This is a genomic window from Flavobacterium alvei, assembly GCF_002920895.1.
Classification (GTDB): Bacteria; Bacteroidota; Bacteroidia; order Flavobacteriales; family Flavobacteriaceae; genus Flavobacterium; species Flavobacterium alvei.
Map to the genome: position 1 here is coordinate 121091 of NZ_PQVG01000004.1, position 14125 is coordinate 135215.

A 14125-nucleotide genomic window follows, 5' to 3' on the forward strand; every position below is an offset into this window, starting at 1 on the left:
AAATTTCTTTGACAAATGCTAAACAAAAAATATAAAATGATAAAAAATGACACTATCTTGTTCTAATTCCTTACATATTTATTTAATCATAATTTTTTTACTGAATTCTCCTTCCGTAGTTTTGATATTTACAATATAAATTTCGGATGGTAGATTTTTTATTGGAATCTGAATAAGTGCTTGTTCTCTTTCTTTAACATCCCAATTGGCTATTTTTTGACCTGAAATATTGTACAGAGTTACTACATTTAGAGTTGCATCCTTGAGATTATTTTTGATGATTAGTGTTTTATAATTATTGGAATATAAAACATCTATTCCATCTCTTTCCCCGGTTTTTTCTTCGACACTCAAGGTTTTATCTGTGTATCTCAATACAAATCGATTGTCAAATTTTCCTGCAGCAGTATTGAAAGTATAGTTTCCGCTTTTTAAATTAGTGATAGTATTGGTCAATTTGTCCTCAATAAAAACATCTTGATTAGTCATTAAACCATCTACTTGACCAATATTTATGGAGAAAGAACCTTCAATTGTTGATCTGAATCCCAGTGGAACCTCATCATTTTCATCAAACGGCAAAGCTCTTCCTTGAATGGTTAAATTTTTATCCTCATTAATACTATAAAAATCAACAAATTCCTGACCATCAAAACTTTCTCCATCAAAATCATCATCAATAGCATTTGTAGCTCCAGTTATATAACCCACCAAGGTTTGTTTGAAAGCACCACCGGTATTAGTTAAATTCAACCAAACGCGATTTTTCTCTATTTGTGCCGTTTTGCCTTTAGGATTTTTAGTTTTGAAAAACTGACTGTTGTTACCAGTTATTCCATTAACTCCAACACGCATATCATTATTAAATACTATATTGGTTCCAGATATTGAAGGTTTGCTTGAGGCAAAGAAACCTTGTCCTGCAGCAATTTTACCAGTAGGAATTGCTCCTCCGCTTGGAGCAGAAGCAGTGCCTAAAAGATTTTCAGGAGCTAGTGCTACACCAACGCCACCAGTAGCATTATAAGAAGCATAATCATTTGCAGTATAAGGCAAGGCTTCTGGCCCATTATTAGAGGTACCCTTTCCAATTTTGGTATTGTGAGTCCAGAAATAAAGAGTCCCATAAAGGACATCCTTGTTTTGTAACAAAAATGCATCTGCATCTAAAGCCGATGGATATGGATTCCCTATAAGATATGATTTGTCAGGAATGATTGATGTGATTTCATAATGTCCATTGTTTGGAACGCCATTAAAAGGAGCTTCCCAAAAAGCTGGAGGATTTGGAGGATTTGGCGACACCCCTCCAATAATATAACCTTTTCCTATACTCATGTTATTGGATGTCGATTCAGCTACCCAATTTTCTTCAGAGGAGTCAAAAGAATAAAACATACTCGGAGAGGTTTTAGGAGAAACTTTAATTAATTGTTGATTCGCTACTGGCGATGACCAATATGTATAATCAGTTTCACGGGTTGAAGTATTTATTCTTTTATATATTATGTTGCCAGAATTTAAGTTTGTATTGTAGATTTGAACTAAACTAGCTGTATCTTCAAAGATTAAGTTTCCTGTCCCCGAAACAGTAACTGCATTAGTTAAAGTTAAAGTATTTGGTGAATTAATTGTTACAATTATTCCTGAGTTCACTTGGCAAGAACAGCCTAATAAATCTTCGGTAGATGAAAAAGTATCGTCAAAAACAATATTTTGTTCTGCAGTTGGTGTACCAAAAGTCCAAGCTCCAGCAGACCATGTGTTTGATAATGATGTTATCGAAATATTGACTGTTGGAGAAATACAACCACTAGCATTTTGAGCCCTTATTGTATGCAAGGACCCTTGCACTAATCCTGAATATACTAAAGTATTCGAAAATGCACCACCGTCAAAACTATAAGTTTCTGTCCCAATTTGTGTTATAGTAATTGTGCCTGTTTGTATAGCACAAGTTGGAGCTGTTTCTGTTACCGTAGGCGCTAATGGTAAAGTAGGTTGAGCATTAATTGTAACTTGCTTTGAGGGAGAATTACAACCGCCAGCACTTTGAATAATTAAATTGTAATTTCCAGCTGTCAGTCCTGATTTTATATTACTAGATTGAAAAGAGACGCCATTATCAAAACTATAGAAATCCCCAGCATTTTGAATAGCTACCGTAATTGTTCCTGATGAAAATGAACAATTTGGATGTACAACAGAGGTAATCACTGGTGTAGAGGGAGTCCTTGGACTTGAGTTGATAACAGTTAATTTTGAGGGTGAACTACATACCAAATTTTTTATAATAACGTAATAATTCCCTGGAGTTAATCCTGACTTTATGTTACTAGATTGGAAAGTAGCACCATTATCAAAGCTGTATGTTTCTCCAGCATTTTGAGGAGTAACAGTTATAGTTCCTGTCGGAACCCCACAAGGTTGAGCAGTCGTTGTGACAGGCATTGAAGGAACTAATGGCTGTTCATTGACAGTAACAGAAGTAGGTAGAGAAATACAAGCTGACGCAGCAATAAACCTAACATCATAATCTCCTGGTGTCAATCCCGAGAATATACCTGTTGAATTAGTTACTGTTGGTGTAACTGGGTTTGTCCCCGTAATCGTATAAGTAATTCCTGATACTGGAAATGGAACCGTTACAGTTCCTGTTGAGGAGGTACAATTGGGCTGTGAAACGTTTGTAACTGGAGCACCAAGCAAGACAGACAACACATTGCTAAAAGCACTGCATCCTCCAGATCTAACACTACGACGAAAATACGTTGTTTGATTTATTTGTGGAGAATCATAAGTTGTTAAAGTTGCGCCTACAATATTGATGAAATTAAATCCATCAATAGAAGATTGCCATTGATATGTGTAAGTTCCAGCTCCCATACCCCCGGCTGGTGCTGAAGAAGTAAATCCTGCTGGATTAAGACTTGCACCACAAAAACTCTGATTACCCACAATTGTTCCTGCTGTTAATGCAGAAGTTCCTGATACTGTCAAAGTAAGCAGATTACTAACTCCCGAACAACCATTATTATCTATAAGTAACCTAAATTTATAAGTCCCTGCATTTGAAGTAAAAACAGTATAAAAAGGATCAAGTACATACTGATTTTGAGTATTCGTGGGGCCAGCAGCATTTACCCAATTTACACCATTATCATAACTCACCTGCCATTGATAGGTTGACCCGCTAGGGTTTCCCGATAAAATATCCAAATCATTTTGACCACCACCACCGACTTCTTGGCAAGCCGTAATATTTAAATTGGAATCTAAATTTCCCTGACTAAAAGAAACTACAGGTGTTGGCAATGATGAAACAGACATTGTTTTTTGTGAAGTCGCCGTACAACCATTACTAGTAACAGTATAGGTAATCGTGAAAGTACCAGCAGAAATCCCGCTAACCACTCCGTTACTGTCTACTGTAGCTCTTGCATTGCTTGATGACCAAGACCCGCCAGGTGTTGCAGCAGTAAGTGAGGTAGAAGAACCTACACATATCCCTGACGCCCCAGTTATAGTTGCTGACGGAGAAGGGTTTACCGTGAAACTAACTGGATTAGATACAACTGAACAACCAGATCGAGAAACAACCACATCAAAAACAGATCCACTAAGTGTAGTCGTTGGATTTGTAATGGTGTAAGTTGAAGAATTAGCCCCTGATATATTGATACCGTCTTTCCTCCATTGATATGATACAGCTCCAGATGCTGTTGCAGATACACTCAAAATTACAGGACTACCCGAACAAACACTTGCAAGAGCAGTAGGTTGTGATGTAATTGTAGGCGGATTTGTTAAAGTAATAGTATTTGTGCGCGATCTTGAACCACTAGGACAACCAACTGGTGAAATAGCCTCTGCATAATATCTTGTTGATTGATTTGTTGGTATAAAAGTGAAATTTTCTCCACTTGCAGAACTTCCTATTGATATACCTCCATTAGATTGTTCATACCAATAAATAGTGTTTCCAGGAGATGTTGCGTTTAAGGTTAAGCTTGAACCATCACAAACACTTGTAGTACTTGCAGTAACTAAAGTTGGATTTGATGGCAAATCATTTACTATTACATTGTATTTAGCAGTAGCAACTCCACAACTATTTGAAACAGTCATTGTCAATACAACTGTATTTCCTTCATCACCTACAGTGGAAGTATATGTTGGTGCTAATGTAGTTGCACCAGAAGTAATTGAACCCGTACCATTTTCTGTCCAAGCTATTGTGCCGTTTGATGACGTTGCACCACTTACAGTTGCTGTACTATTTAGACAAATTGTTTGAGTCCCACCAGCTGTTGCTGTAGGCATAGCCAATAAAGTTGATGTCAAAGTATTAGTTAATGTTGTATTATTTGCTAATCCGCTTATTGTTCCTGTCCCTCCTGTTCTTATTACATTGCCTGAACTTACAGCATTTATTGCTCTTACTTCAAGACCTGATAAAGTTAATCTATCATCATTTCCAGTTGTTGTACAGGTATAGGTTATTGTAATTGTTGAGGCTGTAACAACTATTGACGATGCTGTTATGTCTCTTCTTCCCCAATAAGCTATAGCTCCCGTTAAAGGTTTAAATTCAAAATTAGCTGGAGCGGATAAAATTATGGTTTTACTAGTAGCACTACTAGCGAAATCCCCATTATTATTCTCATTAATAACAATATCGCCTAAAACAGAATAGGATGAAGGAAAGCTAAAGCAAACTGGAATTGATAAATTGGGTTTTGTAATTGTTACTTGTGCGTTAACTACATTCCCAAACAAACCAACAAACAAAACCATGAACAACAAACGAATTGTCATTGATGGCCTTAGTGATACTGCAGAATTTATTTCTGAATTTAAGTAGGATTTCTTCATTAGGTTAAATTATATTTTTTTGATAGGGGGCTACCGTTATTTTGTTTGTGACGCTAAATTCTTTAGTGTTAAAATAATTTTATGGCGCAAATCTATAAATCTGTTCAATATTGCTCAAAATATATTCGTTCAACTGCTAAATTAGTCGATATACTGTTGTTTTCCAACAAAATATAACTCCTTGATGCTCAATTACTAGAAGATTTATTCAATTTTAGATGCACATTAGGCTGATTGGAAATAAAAATAACCCTGTCGGAATTTGAAACTCCAACAGGGTTAGCCTATCTGTACACTAAATTAATAGCGAACACTTGAACAAACTTAATTAATCCGTCACTCGGTATAGCATTATTTAATAATTATTTTTTTACTGAATTCTCCTTCAATCGTTTTGATTTTTACTATATAAATTTCGGATGGTAGATTTTTTATTGGTATCTGGATAAGAGTTTGTTCCCTGCCTTTAACATCCCAATAGGCTATTTTTTGACCCGACATATTAAATAGAGTCACTAAATTTACTGTTGCATCCTTGACATTATTTCTAATGATAAGTGTTTTAAAATTATTGGAATATAAAACAACTATTCCATCACTTTTCTCGATTTCTTCGACACTCAAGGTTTTATCTTTGTATTTCAATACAAATCGATTGTCAAATGTTCCTGCAGTGGTATTGAAAGTATAGCTTCCGCTTTTTAAATTGGTGATGGTATTAGTCAATTTGTCTTCCAAAAACACTTGTTGATTGTTTAGCAGACCATCAGTTTGTCCAATTTTTATTGTAAAAGTTCCTTCAAGATCCACTCTATATCCTAAAGATACTTCGTCATTTTCGTCAAAAGGTAAAGCACGTCCTTGAATAGTGAGGTTTTTGTCGCTATTGATGCTGTAAAAATCAAAGAAATTGTTACCATCATAGCTTTCACCATCAAAACGACCTTCATAGTCATTTGTGGCATTGGCAACATAGCCAATTAAGGTTTGTTTGAAAGCTCCTTTAGTATTGGTTAAATCCAACCAAATGCGGTGTTTTTCGAGTTCGTTAGCTGTTTTCCCTTTAGAATCTTTTGTTTTGTAAAACTGGGAATTGTTGCCTGATATTCCCCCTACACCCACTCTCATCCTATTGTCATAAACAATTGTTGTTCCCGTTGGAGCCGACTTACTCGAACCGAAGAACCCTTGTCCAGAAGCTATTTTACCAGACGGGATATTAATATTTTTCCCTCCTGTGCTTGCGCTTGGTGCTGCAGCTGTAGCTACCCCTCCAGTACGATTGTATGAAGCATAATCATCTCCTGAATAAACTAATACTCCTGAACCTGGATCTGGGTTTCCAATGGCAATTGGCGTGTTGTGAGTCCAAAAATACAGGGTTCCATCGAGAACGTTTTGATTGTCGTCCAAGAACGTATTGGCATCTAAAGCCGATGGATATGGATTTCCTAATAGATAGGACGTATTAGCAGTGATTCCATTAATTTCATAGTGACCGTTATGAGGAACGCCTATAAAAGTTGCTTCATAAAGATTGGGTGGATTCGGGAATTTGTACGTTTGTGGCCCTCTAATAATATAGCCAATTCCTGATGTCATTGATGTTGCGGCTGATTCTTGTTTCCAATTTTCTATACTAGAATCAAATGAATAATACTTATCTATTGATGTTAATGGCGAAACACCTCCTAAAGTAAATCCAGCTACTGGTGAAGCCCAATAGGTATAATCCAAATTACTAATTTTAGTGGTTAATCGTTTGTATATAATATTTCCAGAATTAGTATTAGAAACATTATTTACTTGCACTAAACTGGCTGAATCTTCGAAGGTTAAAGAACCTCCATTAACATGCACCCAATTTGTAATAGTCAAAGCATCTCCTGAATTAATTGTAACATCTCCAGCTGTAACCGTACAAGAACAAGCTGTTAAATTTCCTGCTGAATTATAATTACCTGTAAATTCTAACGCTTGGTTTAAAGCAGGTGGTCCATTTGTCCAAGCCGAACCATTCCAAATAGCTGTTGTTGCTGCTTGAATAACAACATTTGCAGAAGGTACTGAGGTACAAGTTCCTAAAGTGACTGTAAAATTATATGTGTTTGGAACCAGTCCCGAAATTGTTACCGAAGATGTATTTCCTGTAATTCCTCCAGGATTTATAGTCCAATTTCCTGCTGGCAATCCACTTAAAACCACACTTCCTGTTGGCGTAATACAATCGGGCTGAGTGATTGTAGGAATTGGTGCAGTTACTTCTGGGAGGAATGTAATCTTTCTATTCAAAGTTGTAGTTACATTACAATCTGAACCCGAAGAATGAAAAATGACTTGCACTTTGTACTCTGCTGACTCTGATGGCGTTCCATTAATTATATTTAATGTAGCTGTATTAGCTCCTGAAAAATGAGGTCCATTAGCCACATTAATCCAAGGCCCAGAAGCAACCGAACTCTTCCATTGATAGGAAACTACAAATCCTGGAGGTGGAGTTGAGGTAGAAACCGTATAAGAATAATTGGTTCCATAGCATTGCGTCACATTAGTTGCTGATGGTGAAATTCCGGTTACTTCATTAACCAAAAGTGTTGCAGCTGATGAGGTTATACTGCATCCACTACTATTGGTTATAACAACCTGATATTGTGTTCCACTAGGAGATTGTGCACTTCCTACATTATCTATTTTAATTTTCCCTATTGAAGGATATGAAATATTACCTTCAATTGGAATGGTAATAAAACCTGCATCCGTAGGTTTTTTTCTTTGCCAAGTATAAGTTAACCCAACACCTGTTGCAACAACAGTGAAATTAACGGATGCTCCTTCGCAATCTAACTGTGTTATAGGTTGTGTGGTGATAACAGGCAAACCATTAATAGTTACAGAGAAAACACAATTTGAAGTATTACCCGCTGTGTCTGTAGCTGTCCAAGTTACTATTGTTGTTCCTACATTAAACGCAACTCCGTTTAGACTAGTCCCTGAACCCGTTGTACTTCCTGACAAAGTGTATGCAAGTGAAAAACTACAGTTATCCGTTGCTATGGCATTCCAGCTTGTTCCAACTTTTGTATAAGAAGTTGCATTGTCTGCACAAATAGAAGCAGGAGTTGTAGGACAGCTCGTGAAAACTGGTGCCTGATTATCAACAACTGTTACAATAGAAGTACAGGTAGAAATATTTCCAGAAACATCAGTGACAGTTAAAGTAACATTGTTGGCTCCTAAATTAGTACAGTTAAAACTAGATTTACTTATTGAAATAGATTGAATTGAACAATTATCCGTACTGCCATTATTTACCATAGACTCTGTGATAGTTGCTACTCCAGTAGCATCAAGATATACCGTTATTGGTTTACAAATAGCGATTGGAACAATATTATCCGTAACTGTAGTATTTAGTGTAGCAGCATGTACACCTAGACCATTATCTGGTGGGCTGCTTATAACATTGGCAGTATTACTCACAGATGGTATTGAACTACAAGTAGGCACGACTGTAATAATTTTTTGAACTGTATTTTGCCCAGCTCCTATTTTAGTTAAAGACCCAACATTCCAAGTAATTGAATTGCCAGTTTGGGTACCACCATCGTTATCAGTTATAGAAAGGGATGCTGGCACCAAGTCAGAAATGATTACACCTGCAGCAGCAGTTGTAGTACTATTATTTACTACGGTAATTTTATATTTAAAGGGTACACCTATAATTGCATTAGTGATAACTGCTCCAGTTGTATTGTCAATTGCCACTTTAGCAATCTCAAGCTGTGATCCATTGGCAGCAGGTGGTTGGCCTCCATTATATTCATAGGTGTAAGCATCAGCCGAAACAGAGGAATTTGAACATAAATTACTAGTTGCAATAAGTATTGTGTGGTTATAAACCCTTGGTTGATTTCCTTGTACAGAAAGTTCTAATTGAAAAGTGTAGGTTCCACCCGCTGTAATTATTGGTGTGGCTGTAATCGGAGCCCCTCCCATAGTAAGAAAACGCACATTCATCGTTACGTTATTCGGATCCGAATCGGGGATGTATGATAAATTAAAAAAGTCAGGTACTGAGCCAATGTTTGTAACTGTATAAGTATAAAAAACTAGAGAGCCTGTAAATTTCTTAACAAAACCTGATGTAAAAGATGGAGTAATACTCACATTAGGTACAGAATTGACAACTACAGTAGTTGTTTGTGTAGCCATACAACCATTTCCATTAGTAACAGTAAGCGTATAAGTTCCTGCTGCACCCATTGATACATTTGCAATACTTGGATTTTGTAATGTAGAACTAAATCCTAGCGGACCTGTCCAATAATAAGTTGGGGTACCAAACGCTCCTGATGTAACAGCTCCAAATAAATTCAAGGTATTCCCTACACAAACTACACTATTAGAGGTTGCTGTAATCGCTAGTGTTGTTTGAATAGTTACAGTTGCTGTACAACTCGAAGAATTCCCAACAGCATCGGTCACGGTTAAAGTAACAGATTGTGGAATTCCGTTGGCATCTGTACAAGTGAAATTAGTTTTAGACAAGGTCATAGTGGCAATGCCACAATTATCTGTACTTCCGTTATCAATATTTACAGGTAACAATGTTCCTGTCCCATTTGCAGCCAAAACCAAAGTGAAATTTTTACAAGTAGCAACAGGTGCAATATTATCCGCAACCGTAACTGTCGCAGTACAGGTCGAAGAATTTCCAGCCGTGTCTGTCACTGTGAGTGTTACTGTATTGGTGCCTAAATTAGCACAATTAAAGCTAGTTTTACTTAGCGAAAGTGTCACTGAACCACAATTGTCTGAACTTCCATTATTTACATCAGCAGTGGTAAGCGTTGCAATACCTGCACTGTTTAAATAAATAGTGGCTGGTTTACAAATAGCAGTTGGAATAACAGCATCAACAACAGTAACGGTTGCTGTGCAAGAACTTGTGTTTCCGCTGGTGTCTGTAACGGTTAATGTCACTGTATTGGCTCCTTTATTGGCACAAGTAAAACTGGTTTTACTGGCCACCAAACTTGCAATACCACAATTATCTGTTGAATTATTATTAATGTCAGCAGCCGTAATACTGGCAGTTCCAAGTGCATTCAAATTCACCGAAATATTTTTACAGATAGCTGTTGGCAATGTTTGATCAAGAACCGTAACGGTTTGTGTACAATTAGCCGTATTTCCTGATGCATCGGTAGCTGTCCAAGTTACAGTTGTACTTCCTAAAGAAAAAGTTACTGGAGCATTATTGGTTACAGATGCAACCGAACAATTATCAGTAGCTGTTGGGGTTACCAATACGACAGTAGCTGTACATCCAGCATTAGCAGCGACCTGAACATTGGCTGGGCAATTTATTGTTGGATTTTCATTATCAGTTACTGTAACGATTTGATTGCAAGGTGTAGAAACATTTCCATTCTGGTCAGTTGCTGTCCAAACTACAGTTGTACTACCTATTCCAAATAAATAAGTCAATGGGTTTATGGTAACGCCACCTACTTTAGCGGTGATAATTATGCTTCCAACGGGAGTACAATTATCTGAAACCGTTGGCGTCCCTAATGAAACTATCGTTGTGCAGTTTCCAACACCATCGTTGTTGGTGTTGGCTGTTGCTGTTGCTGGACAAATGATAGTTGGAGGTGTAATATCTTTCAAGGTGATTGTAAAAGTGGTTGACTCGGTATTTCCATTGCCGTCATTGGCCGTGATGGTGATTAGTTGGGTGGTATTGTGTCCGCTGATTACAGTTCCTGAAACTGGTGATTGCGTTTTGATAATACTTCCTGTCGCTGTACAGTTATCTCCTGCTGTTGTTAAATTGGTGTAATCTGGAATGGTAAAACTACAAGCGGTAACTATATTTTCATTTCTATTAGCAATTGCGGTAAGGGTGGGTTTTGTGGTATCATCAACTATTACATTTTGATTGGCGGTTGTTGAATTGCCGTTGCCATCATTGAAAGTCCAAGTGACAACCGTTGTTCCTTGGGTAGTTATTGGAAAAATAGTCGAAGTGGTTCCTGTTATGGTTCCTGCGCAAGCATCGGTAGTCGTTGGAGCCGTTGGTGTTCCGCTGCATTGTCCCACATTCACATTTGCCAATGTTGGTGTTACTGGAGCAACGGTATCATCTAAAATTACATTTTGATTGGCGGTTGTCGAATTGCCGTTGCCATCAGCAAAAGTCCAAGTAACTACCGTTGTACCTTGGGTAGTAATCGGAAAACTGGTTGACGTTGTTCCTGTGATAGTTCCTGCGCAAGCATCTGTAGTAGTTGGTGCCGTTGGCGTTCCGCTGCATTGTCCGACATTCACATCGGCTAATACTGGTGTTTGTGGTGCTGTTACATCTTTCAAGGTTATGGTGAAAGTGGTTGACTCGGTATTTCCATTGCCATCATTGGCCGTGATGGTGATTAGTTGGGTGGTATTGTGTCCGCTGATTATTGTTCCTGAAACTGGTAGTTGGGTTTTAACGATACTTCCAACGGTTGTACAGTTATCTCCTGCTGTTGTTAAATTGGTGTAATCTGGAATGGTAAAACTACAGACTGAAACTATATTTTCATTTCTATTGGCTATGGCTGTAAGGGTGGGTTTTGTGGTATCATCTACAATTACATTTTGATTGGCGGTTGTTGAATTGCCATTGCCGTCATTGAAAGTCCAAGTGACAACAGTTGTGCCTTGGGTGGTTATTGGAAAAATGGTGGCTGTTGTTCCTGTGATGGTTCCTGCACAAGCATCGGTAGTTGTTGGTGCTGTTGGTGTTCCGCTGCATTGTCCGACATTCACATCGGCTAATACTGGTGTTTGTGGTGCTGTTACATCTTTCAAGGTGATTGTAAAAGTCGTTGACTCAGTATTTCCATTGCCGTCATTGGCCGTGATGGTGATTAGTTGGGTGGTATTGTGTCCGCTGATTATTGTTCCTGAAACTGGTAGTTGGGTTTTAACGATGCTTCCAACGGCTGTACAGTTATCTCCTGCTGTTGTTAAATTGGTGTAATCTGGAATGGTAAAACTACAGGCTGAAACTATATTTTCATTTCTATTGGCTATGGCTGTAAGGGTGGGTTTTGTGGTATCATCTACAATTACATTTTGATTGGCGGTTGTTGAATTGCCGTTGCCATCATTGAATGTCCAAGTAACAACGGTTGTGCCTTGTGTGGTTATTGGAAAAATGGTGGCAGTTGTTCCTGTTATCGTTCCTGCGCAAGCATCGGTTGTGGTTGGTGCAGTTGGGGTTCCGCTACATTGTCCCACATTTACATTGGCTAATGTTGGAGTTACTGGAGCAACAGTATCGTCAACTATTACCGTTTGATTTTGAGTTGTGGTATTGCCGTTGCCATCGTTGTAAGTCCAAACAATAGTGTAAGTCCCTTGTGAAGCATATGAAAGTGGATTTGCAGTTGTACCTGTAATACTTCCTGAGCAAACATCTGCTGCAGTTGGTGCGGTTACTGTAGCTGAACATTGTCCTGTAATAGTTGGCAAAGTGGCCAAAGTAGGAACTGGAGCTTGATTGTCTTCAACAGTAACTATAGCTACACAAGTAGCAGTTTGTCCACTAGAATCAGTAACAGTTAAAGTGACATTGTTGGTGCCTAAATTAACACAGGTGAATGTTGTTTGTGAAACTGAAAATGATACAATACCTATATCATCTGTACTTCCCCCATCAATATCAGAAGCAGTAATTGTAGCATTTCCTGAGGCATCAAGCTGGGCCGTATAACTTTTGCACAATGCAATTGGCGGGTTGTCTATTGTAAATTGAGCTATATAATTATTTCCACCATTACCGGCTAAATGTGTACCAAATCCCGGCACACCAGAATATGTAAAATCTGCTGTTGTATAAATTTCTAAATAATAATTTCCAGAAGTTAAGCTGCTTAAAACATTAATATTAGCACCATTTGATTGCCAAGTTTGATTTTGACAGCCAGGACCTGCTCCTGAATCATTCGAGCTAAAACCTATATTAGAATCTAAAAATACTGGTGCTATATCTGTTGTTTTATATATTCGATAATAAAGTTTTCCATTGGTAATGTCATCCGTATTACATTTATACACTTTATTCTGCGCCCCATTTAAAACCAAGGTATTCCCAGGCTTAAAAACACCAAGATTTGTTCCCTGAAAATCTGTATTTGCTGTAGTTGCTTGTAAATCATAATAGACATTTCCACCACTGTTACTATTCAAAATGGCATAACTTTCGTAAATACCAGACTGAGCTTTAATTTCATTATTTATTCCAAAATGAAAAAAAGCAATCAAAAATAAAGCAACTTTTTTTGAATTATAAATGACGTCTTGAAACTTCATTTCAGAAATCCAATTTTTATTTGGGTTAAAGTAATTTTTTTTCATAAGTAATAATTTTTAATATTACAATTCGTCATAGTAAGGTCAATCCCTTTTTTAAACAAAAATGTAGATTTGTAAAATTTAAAAACAACTAACGCCTTGATCAATTACTATTTTCATTTTCAGCGTGTTAAATACTAAAAAAGAGTGTAGAAATTATAATAAAGTTATGATTACATTGTGAAAACTTAAAATAAAATCGACAAACTACTTCGTTTTCGGTTTTATTACGGTTTTTTTTTGTGGTTATAGAAAATATTCCTTATAAAAATATAAAAAACCTAATTTTGTCTCTTTAATTTCTTTACAAGAACTCTACTTACAAAATATTTTAGCATTATGAAAGACGTTTTCTCCATAAAAGAGGCCAAACAAAAGATAGAATTTTTTTGTTCCTATCAAGAAAGATGTCACGAAGAAGTGGTTGATAAACTGCGAAGTATGAAAATGGATTCGGGTGAAATAGACCAAATAATGGTGCATCTTATCGCTGAAAATTTTCTCAACGAAGAACGTTTTGCCTGTAGTTTTGCCAGAGGAAAACACCGCATCAAGCATTGGGGAAAAATTAGGATTACCAACGAATTGAAATTCAAAAACATATCACAAACGCTCATCAATACAGCGTTGAATGAAATCACTCCCGAAGAATATTTAGAAACATTTCACGCATTAGCCGAAAGAAATTGGCAATCTATTCGAGAAACGAATACCTTAAAAAAACGTAAAAAATTCTGTGACTATATGCTTAGACGTGGTTTTGAAAGCAATCTGGTTTACGATAAAGTGAAGGAATTAGAAAACAGTATTCAGTAATTAGTTTTCAGTTTTTTGAGTATTCCGTTCT

3 protein-coding genes are annotated in these 14125 nt (G+C 37.0%); 1 reads left to right on the top strand and 2 read right to left on the bottom strand.

The features are described 5' to 3' along the window. Positions 1 to 78 precede the first annotated feature (78 nt). Together C3L50_RS08050 and C3L50_RS08055 are read right to left on the bottom strand one after the other, a co-directional pair. Positions 79 to 4875 (bottom strand): T9SS type A sorting domain-containing protein, encoded by a 4797-nt coding sequence (locus tag C3L50_RS08050; protein ID WP_103805663.1) that lies wholly within the window; start codon positions 4873 to 4875, stop codon positions 79 to 81. Positions 4876 to 5226: 351 nt separating this feature from the next. Next, positions 5227 to 13281 carry an HYR domain-containing protein gene (locus C3L50_RS08055; protein ID WP_103805664.1) on the bottom strand — a complete coding sequence of 2685 codons (8055 nt, stop codon included), beginning with the start codon at positions 13279 to 13281 and terminating at the stop codon, positions 5227 to 5229. Between the two features lie 336 nt (positions 13282 to 13617). Here C3L50_RS08055 and C3L50_RS08060 point away from each other — a divergent pair, with 336 nt between their 5' ends. Further along, positions 13618 to 14094, top strand: coding sequence for a regulatory protein RecX (locus C3L50_RS08060; protein ID WP_103805665.1), 477 nt, complete (start codon positions 13618 to 13620; stop codon positions 14092 to 14094). Positions 14095 to 14125: the final 31 nt, after the last annotated feature.